This is a genomic window from Ulvibacterium sp. (assembly GCF_965248315.1).
Taxonomy (GTDB): domain Bacteria; phylum Bacteroidota; class Bacteroidia; order Flavobacteriales; family Flavobacteriaceae; genus Ulvibacterium.
Genome location: NZ_CBDFIX010000002.1, coordinates 3,734,016 through 3,755,189, shown reverse-complemented (window position 1 = coordinate 3,755,189; position 21,174 = coordinate 3,734,016). Strand labels below are relative to the sequence as shown.

Here is a 21,174-nt window from a genome sequence, read left to right as displayed (position 1 = left end):
GTTTTCCGGAATAAAGATACTCCATTCATTATATCAATTGAACCAAACCGCATATCGTTTTCGTCGCAACTCCATGGCCAATAGCCTTTCCATTTTTAGTGCTTCAGCGCGACTCTCCATAGGCTTGATATGATTGTATAGGCTAGGGCGGAGATAGCTTCCGTATTTCTGGACGATGTTGGAGGAAAGTTTATGCCCTTTTTTATTGATGTATCCCGTTTTATGCTGTGCAAAACGTTCCTTTGGGGTCTTACTGGTCATGCCCACGTACAGGCATTCCAATACTCCATTGAATTGCGGATTGGCCTCTCGAAACCGTCTATTTTCGGTAAAGACCCTTTTGGATAGTTCCACCACATAAATCCGATATTGGGTTTTAGGCATATTTGGTGCTTTGTAGTTTTTACTTTTTTTAAGGGGTAATGATAACGTTGCCCGTTTTCTCTCCGGTAAGGACGTATTCGTAGGCTTGCGCGATTTCATGTAAGGAATATTCCCGGTCTATGACCGGACTGAACTTTTTTGTTTTCAAAAGGTCTATGATATAGGGTATGGTTTCTTGTGTAGGGTAGGGTATAGGGAAAATAACCTTCTTCTTTCCGGCAATGGAAGTCAGGAGCGCAAAAAACACATTTTGGGAATAAGATCCCAGTTCCGAGGAAATGTAAACGCCTTCGCGCTTTAACAAGGGCTTGCATTTTCCATAGGTACTTTTGCCAACCGCATCAAATACAAAGTCATACTTTTCAGTATCCTTTGTGAAATCTTCTTGGGTATAATCATAGGTCTTATCTGCCCCCAGGGATTCAACCAGTTCGATATTTCTAGTATTGCAAGTAGCGGTTATGTGAACATCATACTGCCTAACAAACTGTAAAAGTGCCGAGCCTATAGCCCCGGTAGCCCCATTGATCAGAATTCGTTGGCCCGATTGGATATTCACCTTGTGTACAAACGTATAAGCATAATGTGCCCCTTCCAAACTGGCGGCCGCCTGCTCGTAGCTTATCGCATCCGGTATGGAGAAGAGACTGCCATTTTCCGCCAAGGTTAGATATTCGGCCTGTGATTGTACCCCTGTGTCGTTAAATCCGAAGACCCTATCGCCGATATGAAAGTATTTTATGTTTTTTCCAGTCGCGACGACATCGCCTGCAAAGTCGGTTCCCAAGATGATTTTTTTTGGTTTTAAAAACCCTAGGACAAAGCGCATAATAAAAGGTTTTGCCCTAAGATTGGCGCAATCGGTTCGATTGACCGTGGTAGCCTTTACACGAACCAAAACTTCATTATCCTTGGGTACCGGTTTTTCCAAATCTTCGATAAGGATACCTTCAGGTGGACCATAATTTCGGCGGACGGCAGCTTTCATTGGAAAAATAGTTATTTGAAACCTTACCTGGAAAAGGCAAGTATGCACACGGCCGCAAGGCTTTCAGTTTCTATTAATAGTACAATTTTCAAAAGTTGCCGAGTTATTGGGTTACTAGGGCATTATTAAGTGTCAACAAAATAACCCAATAACTTAATTACAGACAACTTCATTTTTTAGATTAATCATTCACCAAAATAATTTATCGGTTAAGTACGGATTTGAAATCCATAATATTTTGGTGTCCTGCCTTTCTTCCTATGGATTCTTTGCATCTCTCATAAGTAGAATAGCCTGTTCCGCAAAACGTTTCCCCATTTCCGTATAACCATCGGAGGACATATGGAGATCGTTCTTAATCTTCTTTCCATTTTTATTGTAGCCGTCATTAAGGTCATCCGTGTTTATCCATCCAAAACGCGGATTGGATTCTGCGACCTTTACCTGAATATCCCGTATAAGCGTCCAATGCGGATACCTTTCGTTCTGCATATCAAAATCGCTTAACCGCCCAATGATGAAGTTGAGGTCATTTCGTTTTAAGTCTGCGGAGAGCTGATCGTATAATCCGATCAAGCTTCTTTCGTAGACATCCCCCAGTTTTTCCCGTGCATCCCGTTCGCCCTGCATCCAGATAAACGTAACGGTTTCTATTTTCCCTTTTTGAATTGCGGTATTTGTTTTGGTCCAAAGGGAATCGTATAAATCAGGTTGTGCTATGGGCTCGTTTCCTTTCAAAGGTTTCCAATCCCTGTACCACCGTCGGATGGGTTGCCCCCCATGGGCATCTTTTACAATAATCACGTTATCCGTTCCAAATTGGGTCTCGATGATAGGGGTAAAGGATTCCTCGGGAAGTAGCCCCACCATATTGGATTGTCCGGAAAGAATAAAAAGATGCTTTCCTTCGCGATTAGGGCTACAGGAAACCAATAAAACTGTCACTAAACCCAGGACTACGGCAAGTTGTAATTTCATATTATGTCTGTATTTGCTTGGCATTCTTTATCCATTCAGGAATACTTATTTTTGAAGAGCTTGGGAAACATTCATAATAGTGCTTTGCCAATGCGCTGGCCTTAAGGGCTTTATTTAGACCTGTGACCATTGTAAAATGCTCAATATCGATCTGTTTATCTATTTGATAATTAAAAGAATCCTTTTATATTCATTACCAATTCAATCTTTTACCATCCCTAAAGAATCCACCACTGGGTCCGCTTTCCGGTAATGTTGCGGCCCATACTATAGATTTGGCTCCTTCACTTACCGGTCTAGCTCCCCATTGCTCAGTACCCGGATAGGTTGCTACGAAGCCTGGGCAAACCGAATTGACCTTTATTTTGGTTTCCTTAAGTTCTCTGGCCAACTTTGCGGTCAATCCGTTTAAGGCTAGTTTTGTAATAGCATAGACCGGAACATTTCCTTGGTGATTTTGCATTCCGAAAATCGGGTCGGTAAATGACCCCGCACCACTTGAAACATTTACTATCCGACCGTTATCGGATTTTTGCAGTAAACCGATGAAAGCCTTTGATACCCTCCATGCACCTAAAAGGTTGGTATCCAAAGCATCCTTGACAAACTGCATATCGGCTTCCAGCGCCTGTCCTCCTTGGTCAAAATATGCACCGGCATTATTAACGAGTACATCCAACTTTCCAAACTTTTGCTCGATTTCAGATGACAATTGATTAACGGATTGTTCATTGGTTACATCCAATTGTCTTCCCGTTGCTCCAATTCGCGCTGCAAGTTTTGTTGCTTTGTCCAGATTTCGTGCGGATAGTATTACATTGAAGTCGACATCCAGAAGTTGTTTGGCCGTTTCAAACCCAAGCCCCATTTCTCGACTGACTCCTGTGACCAAGGCTACTTTTTTAGTCATTGCAATAGTTTTTTACTTTTCTTATTGATGTCCAGCATTACCAAGAGAATCTACATATCTTCTATAAGTATAACGAAGATAAGGGATCTTTTGCCTTATTTCGAAAGCTATTGGAACCCCATAGGAATATTGCGCTATCCAGATTGTGGGATAAAGAATTTATTCAATCATAGTCGCCGAATCGATTTTCGTTGCCTGTCTTATTCTCGTCACATAGCTCTTAACATCAAAAGACGTAAGCCTCACATCTTGTGATTTTTTTCCAAACTTTTGGGCCATCGCCTGTGGACTTGGATGCGTGGGATGCCCGGAAATATTGGTTCCTGCCGAAATAAAATCCAGATTAAATCTCTGTAACATTGTACATAAATGGTATGCACCTTCTTTTAAATAGGGTTGATGCAAAGCATCAATGTCATTTCCCCAAGCGAGCCAAACTTGGTCAAATCCGAATTGGTTTTTGCTTACAATCGATTGGATTAGCTTCAGATTTTGCCCAAATAATTTTTTGTCCGGCTCTCTTTCCAAAAAGGATACTTTTTTTGCGCGTCTGGGATATAGATTGACCAGAATCCAGCCATCATAACCATTGTTTAGTGCAATTTTTTCTACATTCCGGGAAGTCGGGTCAAGCCTTTCCCCATCAGCGCTATTTGGATTGATACCCACGCAAAGTAAATTCCGTTTACCTGACTTTCCGATTACAAATCGTTTTTCGTCGTCTTTTTCTGGGAGACAAATTATTTCTCGATTTGTTTTCATTCCCTATGAGGTTTAACTCCGACTTTATTCTTTACAAGTACACTTTGATATCACTAGTTTGAAGAGTGGAGGTCTTGATTGGAGGGGTTTTTAAATAAAAAACTGCATGTACAGATCTATTTACCTTTTTTTAAATTCAGTAATAACGGCGAGTTAGAATGAAGTGCCAAACATTAGATAGACTTCGTGGTTGAACATTTCTATTCGGTTACGAAATATGAAATTTTTACATAGTTTGGAGATGAATTAAGGAGCTCATTCGTGTCCTCATCATTTTCCTTTAGATATTGAACACCACAAAACCTTCTGACGTTGTATCGCTTATCCAACCATGAGGAGGCATATATCAATAGCGGAATTTTTTTATTTAACTCCCATTCTGTATCCAAGTATTTTCTCCAGTAAAGTACATTTTCTTTTTCTGTGTTCTTCATCTCTATGGACCTAGTCGTTGAAAATCCATAGGTCTTGATCATTAGTTGACTTTTTTTCTCTTCAGGAAAGTCTCTGGACATTATGGTTATTTGATCAATATAGTGGTACAACGGTTCTTCTGATTCAAAATAGACATAGGTATTGCTAGTATTTAATAAGGTGTCGGTTGAAATCATTTTTCCGTCCAAGTATTCGTCAGCAAGTATATATATTATATAACGTCTGTCAAATTTACCAAGCTTGAATTTATTAATTTCTATTCCTTGAAATTTCAACATTTCAATCAGATCAGCTAACCCTATGTCTTCTGTATCATAGGGATGCTCTTTTTGTTCTTGAGTACGGTTATCAACCTTATACTTTTGAGAATTGCCATTCCAACACATTAAAAACAATACACAAAAAGCTAGTTTTAAGGGACTCATATTAGTTAAGTTAAATGTATATCAGGATTTAGTTTATACCTCTTCCTCCATTTACCCTTCCCATTCCGTATGAAAGATACCTTCCCGGTCCAACCGCTCATAGGTATGTGAGCCAAAATAATCACGTTGCGCCTGGATGAGGTTTAAGGGGAGCTGGGTAGCCGTATAGGCATCAAAATAGGTAAGGGAATTGGAAAGCCCCGGAACGGGAATCCCGTTTTTAGCCGCATAGGCCACCAATTCCCGGGCTGCACCCACAGTGCTTTGCACTTTCTCCACAAAGGTGGGGGAGAGCAACAGATTGGGCAGCTTAGTATCCGTTTTAAAGGCTTGGGTAATATCTGCCAAAAGTCCAGCTCTGATAATGCAACCGGCCCGCCAGATTTTGGCGATGGTGGCGATATCCAGATCATAGCCGTATTCTCGGGAAGCATCCGCCAATTGATGTAACCCCTGGGCATAGGTAACGATAAAGGAAAAATATAGGGCTTCCTCGGCCATCCGTTCCAAGGTTACCTTGTCCATTTTTTCGACTGTGGGTCGATCATATAGGGCATCCGCCTTTATGCGTTCGTCCTTTAGGGCCGAGATTTCCCGCATACTGACGGCAATATCAATGGAGGGCACGGGAATGCCCAAATCCATAGCATTTTGGGAGGTCCATTTACCGGTTCCCTTCTGCTTGGCCTTGTCCAGTATCTGATCTACAAGTCGGCCTTCGCCCAAATCATCTTCCTTTTCAAAAATCTCTGACGTAATCTCTACTAAAAAGGATTGTAATCGGCCTGCGTTCCATTGGGCAAAGGTGGTATGCAATTCATCATTGTTGAAATCGCCCCCTTTTTTGAGTACATCATAGATTTCGGAAGTCAGCTGCATTAGGCCGTATTCGATACCATTATGGACCATTTTCACATAGTTCCCGGCCGACTTCGGCCCCAGATAGGCCACACAGGGCTCTCCCTCGTATTTGGCGGCAACAGCCTCAAAAATGGGCTGTACGGGAGCATAACCCTCCTTTGAGCCTCCGGGCATAATGCTGGGCCCCAGTCGCGCACCCTTGGCCCCTCCCGAAACCCCGGCACCGAAAAAGTGAATGCCTTTTTCCTGTAGATAGGCCTCCCGACGGTCCGTGTCCGTAAAAAAGGAATTGCCGCCATCGATCAAGATATCGCCCTTATCCAAATGTGGAAGCACTCCCTCGATAACGGCATCCACGATTTTTCCGGCAGGGACAAGCATCATAATCTTTCTGGGCGTTGATAATCCTGCTACAAAGGTCTTTACATCCGAGGTGGCATTAACCTTGGCCAAATCCCCCCCTTCCTCCTTGAGGGCATTTACCTTTACTTCATCCAAATCGTTCCCGAAGGCGGTAAATCCATTATCGGCCACATTGAGAATAAAATTACGGCCCATAACGCCAAGGCCTATCAATCCAAAATCGTATTTATCTTCCATGAAGTTGTATAGTTGTTGGTGTTTTACAAAGAAAATCCATCCGAAAATCGGATGTACTCAAAAATAAATGAAATTATCCGGTTTTGTTTGCATTCTTCTTGGAAACTCCCAAAGGATAGTTATATTTAGACGGATAACGAAAGTAAGGAAGAAGGACATCTGATCCCATACCAAAGGTTAGCATTCCTTATTAATTCCGACTATGCCTGAAAAGAATAAAACCAAATGGAGCTTTAAACCATGAACAGAACAGAAAATCAAATGCTTATAATTTTTGGGGCCTCAGGGGACTTGACTGCCCGAAAATTGGTGCCTGCCCTTTTCAATCTTTATAAGGGAAAACATCTCCCCAAAAATTTTGTGGTTTTGGGCGTAAGTCGTAGTAATCTTTCTGATGACGCTTTTCGTAAAAAAGTGGTGACCGAAAGCAAATATCTTGCCGACCGGATAGGGAACCAAGGGGAAGATTTTATCAATGCATTCGCAGACCAATTGTTTTATGAAGATCTGGGTAGCGATTATGATACAGACTATGGTGCCCTAGCAAAACGGATAGCGGATTTGAATGTAGCATTCAAAACGGATAACAACTATATCTTTTATCTCTCCACCCCTCCAAGTCTATACGAGATTGTGTCCAAGAACCTAACGGAACAGGGCCTGAATGATGAATCTCAAGGTTGGAAACGGCTGATTGTAGAAAAACCCTTTGGCTACGATTTAAGTAGTGCACAGAATTTGAACAAGGGTCTTCAAAAATACTTTAAGGAATCCCAGATATATCGTATTGACCATTATTTGGGCAAGGAGACCGTACAAAACCTATTGGTTACCCGCTTTGCCAATAGCATCTTTGAACCTTTGTGGAACCGGAATTACATCAATCATGTTGAAATAACCAATGCGGAAACTGTAGGGGTGGAAAAGAGGGGTGGATATTATGATAAATCCGGCGCATTACGCGATATGTTCCAGAACCATTTGTTGCAAATCGTTTCCCTGGTCATTATGGAGCCGCCTATAGGTTCGGATGCGGAGGAAATCAGAAATGAAAAGGTAAAGGCTCTTAAATCCTTGCGTATCATGAAGGACGAGGAGACCCTCTACAATAACACCATACGTGCCCAATATGTGGCATCCGAGGTTGATGGAGAAAAAGTAAAGGGGTATCGAGAAGAGGAAGGGGTGGATCCAGAGTCCACTACAGAGACCTACGCCGCCATCAAATTTTTTGTGGATAATTGGCGTTGGTCCGGTGTGCCTTTTTATGTCCGAACGGCCAAACGAATGCCTACCAAGGTTACTGAAGTGGTCATTCATTTTAAGACACCACATCATCAAATTTTTAAAGATTCCGGGGCATTCAACAAGGACAACAAATTAATTATCCGCATCCAGCCTGATGAGGGCATGTTGATAAAATTTGGGGTAAAAGTTCCTGGACAAGGGTTTAAGGTAGAACGGGCCAACTTGGATTTTTACTATTCCAGTCTGGTGGAAAACCACGTGATGGAAGCTTATGAACGCCTTTTGCTGGATGCCATGCAGGGAGATGCTACTTTATATGCACGTGCGGATGAGGTAGAGGCTGCCTGGGAATTTGTGGACCCTATTTTAAACTATTGGAAGAATGGCAAGGATGTGCGTACTTATGGGTATTCCGCCGGGGTGTGGGGGCCGACCAATGCGGACGAGCTTATTGATGGCGTAGGTATGTGGCGCAATCCAAGCGAAAATTTGGCCGATGATCCAGGGTTCTGTGTGATTTGTTAGGTTGGTCGATGGTTCGTGGAAAAGGGGTATGACACTTGAATAGAGTTTTATATGAAAACGAATATTTATAAGGATAAGAACGAAGTGGCTCAAGAGTTTTCGAAGTTCTTTTCAGATTTGGTACAGGGAAAGGAGATTTTTCATGTGGCTCTATCCGGTGGCAGTACGCCAAAAGTGGTTTTTGATGTGCTAGCATCGGATTTTGCAGACAAAATCGATTGGTCCAAGATACATTTTTACTGGGGAGATGAACGTTGTGTTCCTCCCGAGGATGACCAGAGCAATTACAAAATGACCGTGGAACATCTCTTTTCGAAAATTGAAGTCCCCGAGGAAAATATCCATCGGATTTTGGGCGAGGCCGAACCACCCCGGGAAGCCTTTCGCTATGCCAATCTCTTGGAAATCAATTTGGATCGGGTAGATGGTACTCCTCAATTTGATTTGATTATTTTAGGAATGGGCGATGATGGGCATACCGCTTCTATATTCCCTCATGAAATCGGCCTTTGGGATGTCAAAGAACACTGTGTAGTGGCGACACATCCAGAATCTGGGCAAAAGCGGATTACGATTACAGGCCAGGTAATCAATATTGCCAAGGAAGTGGCTTTCTTGGTCACGGGTGAAAGCAAAGCCGAAAAGGTACGGGAGGTCATCCAAAAAGAAGGAAATTATGAAAGGTATCCGGCAAGCTTGGTAGGCCCAATTTCAGGGAATCTTAGGTGGTTCTTGGATCAGGCCGCTGCAAAAGGCATTAGCCCAGATCAATCTTAACATTTTCTTGTTCCAATAAACCTAGGTGTTCCTTCGGGTCAAATGTGGCTTCATCAAAGTGGGTATCACGCTGAAAAGCCTCTTCTTTACGGATTTTGCTTCGGGCAAAACGCCTAATCCCTTGTTCACCCTGTACAATCAATCCTGGTATGGGTGTACTTTTTCCATTTTCATCCTTGGCCACCATAGTAAAATAAGAAGAATTGCAATGCTTTCGCTCCCCGGTGGTTATGTTCTCGGATTCTACCCGAACCCCTACGACCATAGAGGTACGACCTGTATAATTAATAGAAGCTTTTAAAGTAACCAGTTCACCGACCTCGATCGGGTTTAAAAAATCTACCCGGTTTACTGAAGCGGTGACACAATAGGTTTGCGAATGCTTTGAGGCACAGGCAAAGGCAATTTGGTCCATAAGGTTCAAAATATGACCACCGTGTATTTTACCTCCAAAATTGGAGTGGGAGGGGAGCATCAACTCTGTAATGGATACTTGGGATTCATGGGCGGTTTTAAATGATTCCATATTTAAAGTTCAAAATCAAGTTCAAGTCCAAGTTCGCAGTACCTAGTTCCACTCATTTTCTAAAATGTGGGGATTGCTCTTCCTGGACTTCCGTAATAAAGTATTTGGTGTCACCCAACCAAAAGAAAGTCGCGAAACGCTCAACATAGGTAACTTTAACATACCTGCCTTGGTAGTCCTTCAATTGTTGGATTACTTCCTTTTCCTTATCCAATACCGAAAAAGAAAAAATTTGGGCTCCTGATATCCCCTGACTTATCTCTCCCTCCCAAGTTTTGACCAATACGCCCTTATTGCTAAACTTGATCAGTTCGCCGGAGCGATAGCCTTGACTATAAGGAACGAAATAGATAAAGGCATACACAATCAAAAAAAGTGCTACTATGGTACCTAGGGTAATGAACAATGCTTTTTTCATGGCACAGGTTTAGGGAAGATTGGTTTACAATTCTAATTTCGGTTCTTCAAAATCGTCTTCTTGGGCACGTTTTAATATCGGTTCCGGAATGGACTTTTTGGCCTTGGCCCCCATTTTCTTTAGTCGTTCTATGCTGGTGATAATGTTGCCCCGGCCCTCTACCAGCTTATTCATTGCGCCTTTATACTCCGTTTTGGCATCATCCATTTTTTTGCCCACTTTGGTCAGGTCGGATACGAAACCTTCAAACTTGTCATATAGGGCTCCGGCCTGTCTTGCAATTTCTATGGCATTGCGTTGTTGCTTTTCATTGTTCCACATACTGTCAATGGTACGTAGCGTGGCCAAAAGCGTAGAAGGTGTAACAATGACAATATTTTGTTCAAAAGCCTTGTTGTACAAAGAGTTATCCCGGTTTATTGCAATGGCAAATGCAGGTTCGATGGGTACGAACATCAATACAAAATCCGGGCTTTCCATCTCATAGAGATCTTCGTATTTCTTGGCCGATAATTGGTCTACGTGCTTTCTGAGGGAATTAATATGATCTTTGAGAAACTTTTCCTGTAGGTCATCCTCGGCATTAATATATCTTTCATAGTCGGTGAGTGATACCTTAGAATCCACGACCATCTTTTTTCCATCGGGAAGATGAATAATTACGTCGGGCAATACCCGGGTCCCATCGTTTAAAGTAAAACTTTGTTGAACCGAATATTCCCTGTCCTTTTCCAGGCCCGATTTTTCCAATACCCGCTCCAAGACCAATTCGCCCCAATTGCCCTGCATTTTGCTATCGCCCTTCAAGGCCTTGGTCAAGTTCTCGGCCTCCTGGGTAATCTTCAGGTTTTGATTTTGTAGGTTCAACAATTGCTCTTTTAAGGCGGAATGTATACTGATATTCTCTTTTTGACTTTCCTCTACCTTTTTCTCGAAGAGCTGAATTTTTTCCTGTAAGGGATTAAGGATGGTCTTGATATTTTTTTGATTCTGTTCCGTAAATTTTAAGCTCTTCTCATCCAAGATCTTGTTGGCTAGATTTTCAAATTCTTTGGTGAACTTCTCCTGTAACTTTTCTACTTCTTCCTTTTGCTCGGCGTTTTTTGCTTGCAGGTTTTCCAAATCGGCCTGATAGCGCACAATCTGGTTCCCCAAGGCCTCCTTTTCGGATTGAAGTTGTGTACGAAGTTCCTCCACATTGTTCAATCTCCCTTCAAGAACCGATACATTGTTGCGCAACTGCTGCTCACGCTCCTCTAAAGCACTTTGGTTGGATTTTGTTTTTAGGTTTTGGATGTAATGGCCCAGGAAGTATCCAAGCCCCATACACAAGAGTCCGATTAGAAGATATATCAAAGATTCATTCATTTCCTTTGTTCGTTCTTAAAAGTAAAGATACAGGTTTGAAGGCTAAAATGGGAATATACAATACCTTACTTTTCTATGCGAAATGAACCGGACCGGGCGTCAAAAGTAACCGTATCCGTAGGGAATAATTTCTCGAACGCTTTTTGCTCGATAAGTTCACAGGGATCTCCGAAATGGTTTTCATCTTTTCCCAGAATAAGTATTTTATCACACAACTGGATGGCCATTTCAATCTCGTGGCTCGTGAACAAAACAGTGGTCTGGGTTTTATAGGCAATGGATTTTAACAGTTTTAAAATCTGCACCTTATGATAAAGGTCCAAATGGGAAGTGGGCTCGTCCAATAGCATCAAAGTAGTTTCCTGGGCCAAGGCACGGGCAATCAAGGCCCTTTGCAACTGGCCATCGCTAAGTTCATAGCATTTTTTATGTTGAAGTTCGATCAATTCCAACACATTTAAGGCTTCCAAAATCTTGGACTTGTCCTTTTGGGTCAATTTGCCGATCCAATTGGTGTAGGGTTGCCTTCCCAAAGCCACCAACTCCAGAACCGATAAATTTTTTGAAGCGATAGGCTCCGTAAGCACTATGCTTACCATAGCGGCCAATTCCAAGGTTTTGTAGGTATTCAAGGGCTTTCCTTTCATCAGGATTTCACCGGATAATTTGGGTTGTACTTTCCCTATAGTCCGTAATAAGGTAGATTTCCCAATACCATTTACACCGATAATGGCACATAACTCGCCTGGATTCAGACTAAAACTTATGTCTTTGGCTATTTGGATATCCTTTTTTTTGTTCGGATAACCAATAGATAGGTTTTCGATTTCCAGGCCGCTATGTTGTACTTCGGATTTAATAATTTACAATTTGTTTTGTAAAGGTAAAAAGTTGGAGGTCATAAGCTTATATTTTCGTTAAGGCATGATTTCAAACTTTGCTCTCAAAAAATCATTTTTCGTTTTCGTACCAACAACCAAATTACCACTGGTGCCCCTAAAATACTTGTGATGGCATTAATAGGCAGTACGCTGGCAGAGTTTGGCACTTGGGCCACGGTATCACATAATAACATCAGGATGCCCCCATATACCAGAACCGCGGGAAGGAGGACCTTGTGATCCGTAGTATTAAAGATTTGTCGGGTTAAATGAGGGACGGCCAGACCTATAAAGGCAATGGGCCCGGCAAAAGCGGTTACCCCTCCAGCCAATAATCCCGCTGCTATAATGATACTATATCGGGATTTCTTCATATTGATTCCGAGGCTTTGGGCATATTTTTCACCTAACAATAAAGCGTTCAAGGACTTGATGGATGCTATGCTCAAGATGATTCCAATCAATAGTATTCCAAATAAAAGTAGTAACTGGGCCCACGATAAATTTCCAACGCTTCCAAAGGACCAATAGATATATTGCTGTAGCTTTTCCGCATCGGAAAAATAGGACAGCACACTCACTATAGCGGCTGTGATGCTACCGAACATTAAACCTATAATCAACAAGGCTAGGGTATCCTTAACGCGCAAAGCAACGACCATAACAATAAGCAACACCAAGAAACTTCCCAAACTGGCAGCAATGGCCAAAGAGACATCGTTAACGAATCCGAAGGCTATCAATCCCGGAAAAAGCGAAATGCCCATAATCAACAGGGCCGCTCCCAAGCTTGCACCGGAACTAATTCCCAGGACAAAAGGGCCGGCCAGAGGATTCCTAAAAAGTGTCTGCATTAACAATCCGCTTAAGGAAAGTCCACTACCTACCAAAAGTGCGGTAAAAGCTTTGGGTACCCTATAATTCCATATAATATAATTCCATGAATCATTTTGAACCGGATAACCTAGAAGCGATTTTACAGTCGCCGAAAACGGAATGGATACAGAACCCAAACTGATATTAAGCCCAAAACATAGCATCAATGCCAGAATCAATATCAAGAATGAAATGTAATATGAATTGTTCCGTTTCAATTACTCTAAGGGCTTAAAAAAGAAAAGTTCGTGATCGGGTAGGAGTTCCGGATGAAAAATATGGATAAGGTCCTTTAAAACCAAATCGGGCCGCTGAGGGGCCAGTTCATAATATATGAGTCCTCCGGTATCTCCCTTGGTAATCGTATTGGAATAGACATTTCGGTTTTTATAGGCACCAAATTGTTCGTAATGTCGGTTGGCTTGTTTCAGTTCTTCATAGGATGTGATCATTGAAGGGTTCAGCCAGAAGTCTGCATTGTCAGCCTTTTCCAACACACTCTCAATACTTAAGGAAAGGCTTCCGGTCTCCTTGGTATCCGACCAAAGATAGTTGGTCCGGGCATCTTTCAAAAATTGGGCCATCCAACTATTCCCGCCGGCTACGTACCAAACATCCTTGTAGAGACCTCCCGTTACTACCGTAGGTCTGTCCTTGGCCTCTTTAGCCAAGGTTTTGGTGCTATTATAGGATTTTTCAATGGCCCTAAATAGGCTATCGGCCTTGGCTTCCTTTTGAAAAAAAGGAGCGAAGAACTTGATCCATTCCGCTTTTCCCAAAGGTGTTTCTTCGGTCCAATCCCCATTGTATACTACAGGGATATTTGACCTTTGTATCGTTTCATAGGCCCTATTTTGATTGTTGATTCCAAACCCGATTATAACCTCCGGATCCAAGGCAATGGCCATTTCCGTATTAATGTCCTCATTGTTTCCGAGTTCTTTAACAAGGCCCATATCGATTCGTTCTCTCGTATTTTTGGAGGATATATAGTCCGTGTTTGGAAACCCTACCAACTTATTCGTAGAACCTAGGGCTTCCAATGCCGGAATATGTGTAGTGGATGTTACTATGATTCGTTCTACCGGTATGGCGACTATGGCATCATATTCGTCCCTGTTCAAGGTTGTTTGCGCCAATATTTCTTTAGGAACCAAGGCATAGGTATATGATGTTTCTGCATTGGGCCAGGGCGAGGTTATGTGTATGGTCGTAATTCCCGAAGGGCTTTTCTCGATTGAAAAACCTTTGGCATGGGATATTTTAATTTGTTCCGAGGGAGGGGTTTGTTGGAGTGTTTCTTTCTTTTCTGGTTTACAGGCGAGTACAAAAATTAAGAGCACACCAAGGGTTATATTTCTCAAAAGGGATCATTTTTTGTTCACCTCAAAAGTAGTATTATTTAATTTTTTGCCTAAAAGATTAAACAAAATGTTTACTTTCGTCCTGAATTTTGGTTCTTATGGTTTTTAAGACCATAGGATTAAAAGGGAATCCAGTGAAAATCTGGAACTGTTCCCGCAACTGTAAGCTTCTGCCGAATGTATTCCGGCACCTCTAAAAAGAGGATGTTGTTTCTTCAAAGCCACTGTTCGCATTGAAAAAAAATCAGTGCAAATGGGAAGGCCAAACAACTTGAAGCAAGTCAGGAGACCTGCCAAATTCAAACAAGTCGTATTAAACTTTCGGGATAAAGGTTTAAAAATTGAAAAAGCAGGTATTCATACTATTACTATTCGCATTGTCCTATTCGGGACAACTTTCCGCCCAGGAAACACCTATTTGGGAACTGGAGGAAGTGGTCGTATCCGATACTCGAATAAGACGTTATGCCGAAGGACATAAGGTGACCGAGCTAAAGGATAGTACCATACAACGGAACGGTACTTTTCTAACCTCGCTGCTGGCCTTCAATTCCAATATTTATTTTAAGGAAAACGGATTGGGTATGGTATCCTCCCCGGCATTTAGGGGCACCAATGCCTCACATACCGCTGTTATCTGGAACGGGATAAACATCAACTCCCAAATGAACGGTCAAGTGGATTTCAATACCATAAATCCGTTCAACTATAGCTCCGTGGGCATCCGTAGTGGTGGAGGTAGTGTCCAGTTTGGTACCGGTGCTATAGGCGGCAGTGTACATTTAAATAATAATTTGCGTTTTGAAAAGCATTTTGACCAGCAGGTGTTTGTGGGCTACGGCAGTTTTGACACTCGAAATGCCAATTATAACCAGAGTTTTGGAACCGGTAAATGGTCCACTAGTTTTGGAATCAATTATGCCGGGTCGGACAACGATTATAGGTATTTGGAGACCGATGACCGCAATCGCAACGGTGAATTTGAAAATATCAACCTAAACTTTAACTCAGGTTATATTCTTTCCGACAAACAAGTTTTGCGCTTGTATCACCAAAGCTTTATTGGGGATCGCAATCTTTCCGGTACGCTGGTCGCTCCTGGCAGAAGTCGCTACAAGGATAATCATTACCGTACACAGGTAGAGTGGGGGCGTTTTGGGGAAAAGGCGACTTCAAAAGTAAAATTGGCCCATTTGCATGAGGAGTTCAAGTTTTTTGAGAATAGGGATTCCGATATTTTTTCCGACGGGAGGGTTACTACTTTATTGGCCCGTTATTCTTTGGACGTAGAACTTTCAAAAGCTTTCCGATTAAACTCCTTTTTGGAATATAACCATTTCAAGGGCAAGGGTAGTAGTTTCGGCAATCCCGAACGTAATGATGCTTCCGTCACCGCTGTATTAAAGCATGCCGTATCAAAAAAAATGACCTATAATCTTAGCCTACGACAGGACTTTTCTTCGGATTTTTCCAATCCTATAGTTTTCTCCCTGGATGGTATCTATAAGCTTAACGACCATTATGGTCTACAAATTAACGCATCCAGAAACTTCAGGATGCCTACTTTTAATGACTTATACTGGCAGCCTGGGGGTAATTTGAACCTTGTTCCGGAACGTTCCTATCAAATTGACTTGGGACATCGCCTACAATTTGGCGGATTTTCATTTAATCTCAACAGCTATTATATCCGTACCGAGGATATGATTCGTTGGCTTCCCAATAGTCAAGGGCTGTGGTCTCCTACCAATGTGGATCAAGTGCGAATCTATGGTTTTGAGGGAGAACTCGGTGTAACGTACCCCATCCACAAAAAACAGCAAATTGATTTTAAGGTCAACTATGCGTATACCGTTTCCGAAGACCGGGAAACCAAGGAGCAACTCATTTATGTTCCTTTTCATCGCGGCAATGCTTCCCTTGCCTACAGCATTGCACATTTTGGCGTTTTCTACCAGCATTTGTATACCGGCGAGGTATCCATCATTGGAGGCTCGTTGGAGAGTTATCAAGTTGCCAATGCAGGAATTACCTATTCTCCTAACACCAAAGGAAAATTACAATATAGCATAGGATGTACCGTAAACAATCTTTTCAATACCTATTACGAGAACATCGCCTTACGACCGATGCCCAATAGAAACATTCAAACCCAATTAATAGTAAACTTTTGATGATGAAAAAAAGCAGATTCTTTATGATTACAGCCATGGCCGGATTGTTGTTTACCTCATGTAGTGATGATGACAACGATACACCTTTTGCACCTGGAGTGGGAATTTCGGTTTCCGGAGATACGTTTTCCGAAGCGGAAGGCCCCATTACTCTTACCTTTACATCTACCGAGGCCTTTGACGCCGATGTGGTATTGACTTATGAAGTTGCCGGTAGTGCAACTTCCGGTGAAGACTTTGGAGCCTTACCAGGAACGCTTACCCTTGCCACTGGTGAGACCTCTACGACCCTGGAATTAACACTGAACGATGATGATGAGGTGGAATCCAGTGAGGCGATTGTCATAACCTTGACCGCCGTGGATGGAGGGACGGATTTTATCGGTTCTGCAAATTCTCTGACCCTAACACTTACAGACAATGATTCCTTCCCTTTTGAAAATGGGATTCTGGTTCTGCATGAAGGGAATTTTGGAGCCGGAAATGCTTCTGTATCATTTGTTAACGATGATTTATCCTTGGTTCAGAATGGTATCTTCAAAGAGGTCAATGAAGTGGACGCCTGGGGAGATACGGCACAAAGCATAACCTTTAATGCTGATATGGCCTATATTGTGGTGAACAATTCCCAAAAAATTGAGGTTGTCGACCGATATACCTTTGAATCGGTGGGTACAATCGGCGGACCTGGCGAGACCGACTTTTTGAATCCCCGTTACATGGCAGTTGCCAACGGCAAGGGTTACGTAACCAACTGGGGGGACGGATCCAACCCAGATGACGATTTTGTGGCGGTGCTGAACTTGGACAACAACACTGTAGAATCCACTATTGCCGTAGCTGAAGGTCCAGAAAAGATATTGGCAAAAGATGATGTATTGTATGTAGCTCATCAGGGGGGATTTGGCCAAAACAATATTATTTCTGTAATCGACGCAGTTACCAATGCCGTAACAACGACCATTACCGTAGCCGATCGTCCCAACTCCATGCAATTGGTAAACGATGAACTTTGGGTGCTTTCCGGGGGGAACCCCTCATGGACGGGGAATGAAACCGCAGGACAGTTGGATAAGGTAAATACCACTTCCAATACGGTGGAAACTACCCTCACTTTTGCCCAAACGGAACATCCTGGTTTTTTATCCCAGGACGACGATAGTCTGTATTATTACATGTCCAACAGTATCTTTTCCATGGACGTAACCGATACGGCACTTCCTACTACAGCTGATATCACCGATTTGAACTTTTATGACATGAGCATTAACGAAGGTAAATTGTTCGGAGTGGATGCCAAGGACTTTTTGAGCAATGGCTCCTTGGAAGTTTATGACCTTGGAGACAATTCGTTATTGACCTCCGAGGAGGTTTCCATAATTCCTACCGGGGTCTATTTCAACGGGGATTTTGATTTTTAACTTTAGAAGTATCCCGGGAAGGATTGGGGTATCGAGTTAAAATTGCGAAACAAAAAACGGCTTGTTAAAAACAAGCCGTTTTTTGTTATTACAAGCCCAAAACTACTCCAAAAGGGACAAATCCAATTTTGGAACATCATCCACATACATATTATCCTTAATGGGAGTGAACATTTTGGAGCTGGTCATCACATTTGCCGGCATTTTCACGGCAAAACTTCGTTTTGATGTGGACCCCGTTATATCCTGAATGGCCCTCGCCAGCAGCGGCTCGTCCAAATCACCAAGTATTCCTAAATTTGCCAGGTCTTCCTGTAATGCAATATTCGGAACAAGTCCGGCGGTATAGTCCGAAAAACCATCGGCATTTTCGTTTCTACCAATAAGGGGCTGTATGGCCCATCGGTTACTTGGATTTATTTTATTTTCACGCTCAGGAGTATACACATAGGGTGCTCCCGTATGATCCGGGTCATCGACCATGGTCACGGAAAACTCATTCTTTCCCCGGGTTGTCTCGCCAATTTGTATCACATCTACGTATGGGGCAAGTCCGTTAATGACCAATTCGCTGGCAGATGCCGTACTTCCTGTGGTCAGTATATAGACCTTGGTCAAATTCAACCTATTAAGCGCCGAGCCATCACTTGACTTATCCGTAAAATTGCGTTCCAGGTCTTCGGCATTGAATAATGGCTGTAGCCTATCGTTGTACCGGGCTCTCAAAAACAAATCACTTGTGTTTGAGCCGTAAACCATACTGGAAAGCAAACGGGCTGTATTTACCGATCCTCCCGGATTATAGCGTAAATCGAGCACCAGATTGGTAATACCTGCAGATTTAAGTTCGCCCACGGCATTGTTCAAGTCCTCATCGTATTCATTGGTGAAACCATTGTACATAAGGTATCCGATTTTTTCCCCGTTTATATCGAAGGAACGGGTTAGAAAAACCGGGTTTTCGGCAAGGTTTTCCTGTTTGGTCAAAGTAACCTCCTTGTCATTTGGGGTAACTACATCACCATCTATATCGGCCATATTGAGGGTGTACGTATTATTGTCCCCAAATAATAGGTCAACGTAATTGTCATTGTTCAATGTCTGGCCATCTACCCCGGTAAAGAGTTCTCCGCGACTAATATCTTTGGTAGCGGCATCGGAATTGGGTACTATGTAGCGGACATATCCAAAAATATCATCATTATCCGAAAAACTGATTAAGCCGAACTCCAAGCCGTTACTTCGTGATACACCTGCAAGGGATTTGGTCAATGTCTCGTAATCCTCGGCCCAGAAACTGAATCGATCCTGATTAAAAAGTAATTGCTGATCGAAAAAATCGGCCGGGTTGTCTTCTGAGGCCAAAAACTCAGTATACATTTGTGAACCTTCGGCATCCAAGGCAAAGGCATCATCGGCCAAATTAGGTACTTCGGCCTGCCAGAAATACCAAAAATTCATAGCCTTCCACATAAAGTTCTGTACCGTAATATTGGTTTCCACCAAACTCTGGTCTGCCTTGGCGGTTTTGGGGAGTACAAATCCTCCACTACCATCGTCATTGTTACAGGAAACGCCGGAAAAGGCTGTTAGTAAAAAAAGAAGTAGTTTAAGTTTCTTGCTCAAGGGGCGGGCATTATGTATCATACAGTTATTTATTGGGGTCTTAGTTGAAAGGCTCCAGTAAGCCATCCATTAATGCTTTGTTGTTTGTAGGTTTATACCAAATAGAATTTGAAAATACTTCCGCTGTAAATGCGGGTTGTAAACTTATTTTGGCACTCTCGCCGGAAATACGGCTCAATGCCAATGCCAAGAGCGGTTCCGAAGGGTTTCCCAAAGTTCCCAAATTGGCAATATCTTCTTGTAGCTCAAAATCAGGGAGTAGACCGGCCGTATAATCGGAAAAACCATCGGCATTTTCATTTCTGCCCAATAAGGGTTGAATGCCCCATTGGTTATCCGGATTTATAAATTCTTCCCGATTGGGATCGTAGAAATTTCCATTTTCGGGGTCATCCACAAAGGTATTGGAAAACTCGTTTTTGCCTACGGTAGTTGTACCTATTTGTACAACATCAACATAAGGTTCTAGTCCATTGATAACCAATTCACTAGCAGAGGCCGTGCCACCAGTGGTGATGATAAATACCCTGGAAAGATTTAGTTCGTTGATAGCTGTCCCTTCCAAAGTGGTGGCGGTAAAATTGTTTGGTTGACCGTTGCCCGGTTGCAATTTGCTATTGAAACGCGGTCGTATAAATACTTCATCGGTCCTTGCACCATAAATAGAACTGGCAATTTGAATGGCCGAGGTAACACGTCCACCACCATTATACCTTAAGTCTAGAACAAGTTCGTTGACCCCTTGGCTCTTAAAATCCCCAAAAACATTGTTCAATTGTTCGTCATAAGCAGCTAAAAACGAATTGTACATGATATAGCCAATTTTGTTGCCCGCTTGCTCAATTACCGTAGAGACCAGAATTGGATTTTCGGCAAAATTCTCGATTTTCGTCAATGTTACTTCCTTGCCGTTATCGGTTATGGTATTATCAACAAGATCTGCCATATTTAATGTATAGGTATCCTCGCTGCCGAACAAAAGGTCTAGATAGTTGTTGAGATTCAAGTTTTGACCATTTACCCCTACAAATATATCACCTCTTTTAATATCCTTGGTAGAAGCATCGGAATCCAAGGCTACGTAGGTGACTACTCCATATATATCATTACTACCCTGGAATAGGTACAGCTGAAACTCCAGGCCGTTGCTTCTTGAAACGCCCTGTAGGCTATTTACCAAATTCTTGTAATTCTCCACGGCAACGGAGAAACGGTCTATGGCCGCATCCTCACCCACAACCGCCTCGTGATTGTTGCATATGTTGTAAAAAAAATCTGCAGGATTTGCCTCCGAGGATAGGAACTCCACATAGGCCTCTAAATCATCGATTTTAGTATCCGCAAGATCGGGAACGTCGTCTTGCCAAAAATAATAGACGTTCATGGTTTGCCACATGAAATTTTGGGCTGGATAATCTGCCAAGGACTTGGAACTTTCTGGAGGTTGTTCCACCTGTTCCCCCATATTTTCGGGGACAATGTTATCATCACTTTTTTTACAGGAGGCAAATACAAATAGCACTGCCCAAAGCAGGAACCATATTCTTTTCATAGCTATATTTTAAAACAAATTCCCGTCCAATAATCATTCCAATGATTATAACAAAGAATATTGGATTTATATTGT

General features: G+C 42.4%; 19 protein-coding genes and 1 riboswitch. Of the genes, 4 read left to right on the top strand and 15 right to left on the bottom strand.

Annotation, left to right across the window (positions count from 1 at the left end; genetic code table 11):
* Positions 1–33: 33 nt before the first annotated feature.
* From ACP2AF_RS17775 to gndA, 7 genes are all read right to left on the bottom strand, one after another.
* The gene (locus ACP2AF_RS17775; protein WP_425237487.1) at positions 34–384 is read right to left on the bottom strand and encodes a ribose-5-phosphate isomerase; all 351 of its coding nucleotides are present in this window, start codon (positions 382–384) and stop codon (positions 34–36) included.
* A gap of 28 nt (positions 385–412) precedes the next feature.
* Positions 413–1,372: an NAD(P)-dependent alcohol dehydrogenase gene (locus tag ACP2AF_RS17770; RefSeq protein ID WP_425237486.1), complete on the bottom strand. Its 960-nt coding sequence runs from the start codon at positions 1,370–1,372 to the stop codon at positions 413–415.
* 258 nt (positions 1,373–1,630) lie between these two features.
* Positions 1,631–2,350 carry a sialate O-acetylesterase gene (locus ACP2AF_RS17765; RefSeq protein ID WP_425237485.1) on the bottom strand — a complete coding sequence of 240 codons (720 nt, stop codon included), beginning with the start codon at positions 2,348–2,350 and terminating at the stop codon, positions 1,631–1,633.
* 193 nt (positions 2,351–2,543) lie between these two features.
* Positions 2,544–3,260, bottom strand: a complete 717-nt coding sequence (locus ACP2AF_RS17760) for an SDR family NAD(P)-dependent oxidoreductase (protein WP_425237484.1) — start codon at positions 3,258–3,260, stop codon at positions 2,544–2,546.
* A gap of 159 nt (positions 3,261–3,419) precedes the next feature.
* Positions 3,420–4,022, bottom strand: a complete 603-nt coding sequence (locus ACP2AF_RS17755) for a DUF1643 domain-containing protein (RefSeq protein WP_425237483.1) — start codon at positions 4,020–4,022, stop codon at positions 3,420–3,422.
* 200 nt (positions 4,023–4,222) lie between these two features.
* Positions 4,223–4,882, bottom strand: a complete 660-nt coding sequence (locus ACP2AF_RS17750) for a hypothetical protein (protein WP_425237482.1) — start codon at positions 4,880–4,882, stop codon at positions 4,223–4,225.
* 51 nt (positions 4,883–4,933) lie between these two features.
* Positions 4,934–6,343, bottom strand: coding sequence for an NADP-dependent phosphogluconate dehydrogenase (gene gndA / locus ACP2AF_RS17745; protein WP_425237481.1), 1,410 nt, complete (start codon positions 6,341–6,343; stop codon positions 4,934–4,936).
* Positions 6,344–6,583: 240 nt separating this feature from the next.
* On the opposite strand from gndA, the gene zwf reads away from it, so the two are divergent.
* Together zwf and pgl are read left to right on the top strand one after the other, a co-directional pair.
* Positions 6,584–8,116, top strand: a complete 1,533-nt coding sequence (zwf, locus tag ACP2AF_RS17740) for a glucose-6-phosphate dehydrogenase (RefSeq protein WP_425237480.1) — start codon at positions 6,584–6,586, stop codon at positions 8,114–8,116.
* 51 nt (positions 8,117–8,167) lie between these two features.
* Positions 8,168–8,893, top strand: a complete 726-nt coding sequence (gene pgl, locus ACP2AF_RS17735) for a 6-phosphogluconolactonase (protein WP_425237479.1) — start codon at positions 8,168–8,170, stop codon at positions 8,891–8,893.
* Here the strand turns inward: pgl and ACP2AF_RS17730 are convergent.
* The 6 genes from ACP2AF_RS17730 to ACP2AF_RS17705 all read right to left on the bottom strand — a co-directional run bounded on the left by ACP2AF_RS17730 (position 8,874) and on the right by ACP2AF_RS17705 (position 14,326).
* The gene (locus tag ACP2AF_RS17730; protein ID WP_425237478.1) at positions 8,874–9,419 is read right to left on the bottom strand and encodes an acyl-CoA thioesterase; all 546 of its coding nucleotides are present in this window, start codon (positions 9,417–9,419) and stop codon (positions 8,874–8,876) included. The two genes, pgl and ACP2AF_RS17730, sit on opposite strands and share 20 nt — an antisense overlap.
* A gap of 52 nt (positions 9,420–9,471) precedes the next feature.
* On the bottom strand, positions 9,472–9,837 hold the full coding sequence (locus tag ACP2AF_RS17725) for a 6-phosphogluconate dehydrogenase (RefSeq protein WP_425237477.1): 366 nt from the start codon (positions 9,835–9,837) through the stop codon (positions 9,472–9,474).
* A gap of 24 nt (positions 9,838–9,861) precedes the next feature.
* The gene (gene rmuC / locus ACP2AF_RS17720) at positions 9,862–11,205 is read right to left on the bottom strand and encodes a DNA recombination protein RmuC (protein WP_425237476.1); all 1,344 of its coding nucleotides are present in this window, start codon (positions 11,203–11,205) and stop codon (positions 9,862–9,864) included.
* A gap of 65 nt (positions 11,206–11,270) precedes the next feature.
* Positions 11,271–11,972, bottom strand: coding sequence for an ABC transporter ATP-binding protein (locus ACP2AF_RS17715; RefSeq protein ID WP_425238045.1), 702 nt, complete (start codon positions 11,970–11,972; stop codon positions 11,271–11,273).
* A 176-nt stretch (positions 11,973–12,148) separates the two neighbouring features.
* On the bottom strand, positions 12,149–13,180 hold the full coding sequence (locus ACP2AF_RS17710; protein WP_425237475.1) for a FecCD family ABC transporter permease: 1,032 nt from the start codon (positions 13,178–13,180) through the stop codon (positions 12,149–12,151).
* Positions 13,181–14,326 (bottom strand): ABC transporter substrate-binding protein, encoded by a 1,146-nt coding sequence (locus tag ACP2AF_RS17705; RefSeq protein ID WP_425237474.1) that lies wholly within the window; start codon positions 14,324–14,326, stop codon positions 13,181–13,183.
* 73 nt (positions 14,327–14,399) lie between these two features.
* Positions 14,400–14,638, top strand: a riboswitch (cobalamin riboswitch).
* A gap of 29 nt (positions 14,639–14,667) precedes the next feature.
* Between ACP2AF_RS17705 and ACP2AF_RS17700 the strand changes: the two genes are divergently transcribed.
* A complete protein-coding gene (locus ACP2AF_RS17700) occupies positions 14,668–16,500 on the top strand; it encodes a TonB-dependent receptor plug domain-containing protein (RefSeq protein ID WP_425237473.1) in 1,833 nt (610 codons plus the stop codon).
* A gap of 2 nt (positions 16,501–16,502) precedes the next feature.
* Entirely contained in the window at positions 16,503–17,921 is a 1,419-nt protein-coding gene (locus ACP2AF_RS17695; protein WP_425237472.1) for a DUF5074 domain-containing protein, read from the top strand.
* A 102-nt stretch (positions 17,922–18,023) separates the two neighbouring features.
* Here ACP2AF_RS17695 and ACP2AF_RS17690 read toward each other — a convergent pair whose 3' ends face one another.
* Positions 18,024–19,568, bottom strand: a complete 1,545-nt coding sequence (locus ACP2AF_RS17690) for a S41 family peptidase (protein WP_425237471.1) — start codon at positions 19,566–19,568, stop codon at positions 18,024–18,026.
* A gap of 19 nt (positions 19,569–19,587) precedes the next feature.
* Complete coding sequence (locus tag ACP2AF_RS17685; protein ID WP_425237470.1) at positions 19,588–21,099, bottom strand: S41 family peptidase; 1,512 nt, start codon at positions 21,097–21,099, stop codon at positions 19,588–19,590.
* Positions 21,100–21,174 lie beyond the last annotated feature (75 nt).

Excerpts from the sequence above, each read along its gene's own strand:
- ACP2AF_RS17775 (WP_425237487.1), bottom strand. The coding sequence starts at position 384 with ATGCCTAAAACCCAATATCGGATTTATGTGGTGGAACTATCCAAAAGG.
- ACP2AF_RS17770 (WP_425237486.1), bottom strand. The coding sequence starts at position 1,372 with ATGAAAGCTGCCGTCCGCCGAAATTATGGTCCACCTGAAGGTATCCTT.
- ACP2AF_RS17765 (WP_425237485.1), bottom strand. The coding sequence starts at position 2,350 with ATGAAATTACAACTTGCCGTAGTCCTGGGTTTAGTGACAGTTTTATTG.
- ACP2AF_RS17760 (WP_425237484.1), bottom strand. The coding sequence starts at position 3,260 with ATGACTAAAAAAGTAGCCTTGGTCACAGGAGTCAGTCGAGAAATGGGG.
- ACP2AF_RS17755 (WP_425237483.1), bottom strand. The coding sequence starts at position 4,022 with ATGAAAACAAATCGAGAAATAATTTGTCTCCCAGAAAAAGACGACGAA.
- ACP2AF_RS17750 (WP_425237482.1), bottom strand. The coding sequence starts at position 4,882 with ATGAGTCCCTTAAAACTAGCTTTTTGTGTATTGTTTTTAATGTGTTGG.
- gndA (WP_425237481.1), bottom strand. The coding sequence starts at position 6,343 with ATGGAAGATAAATACGATTTTGGATTGATAGGCCTTGGCGTTATGGGC.
- zwf (WP_425237480.1), top strand. The coding sequence starts at position 6,584 with ATGAACAGAACAGAAAATCAAATGCTTATAATTTTTGGGGCCTCAGGG.
- pgl (WP_425237479.1), top strand. The coding sequence starts at position 8,168 with ATGAAAACGAATATTTATAAGGATAAGAACGAAGTGGCTCAAGAGTTT.
- ACP2AF_RS17730 (WP_425237478.1), bottom strand. The coding sequence starts at position 9,419 with ATGGAATCATTTAAAACCGCCCATGAATCCCAAGTATCCATTACAGAG.
- ACP2AF_RS17725 (WP_425237477.1), bottom strand. The coding sequence starts at position 9,837 with ATGAAAAAAGCATTGTTCATTACCCTAGGTACCATAGTAGCACTTTTT.
- rmuC (WP_425237476.1), bottom strand. The coding sequence starts at position 11,205 with ATGAATGAATCTTTGATATATCTTCTAATCGGACTCTTGTGTATGGGG.
- ACP2AF_RS17695 (WP_425237472.1), top strand. The coding sequence starts at position 16,503 with ATGAAAAAAAGCAGATTCTTTATGATTACAGCCATGGCCGGATTGTTG.
- ACP2AF_RS17690 (WP_425237471.1), bottom strand. The coding sequence starts at position 19,568 with ATGATACATAATGCCCGCCCCTTGAGCAAGAAACTTAAACTACTTCTT.
- ACP2AF_RS17685 (WP_425237470.1), bottom strand. The coding sequence starts at position 21,099 with ATGAAAAGAATATGGTTCCTGCTTTGGGCAGTGCTATTTGTATTTGCC.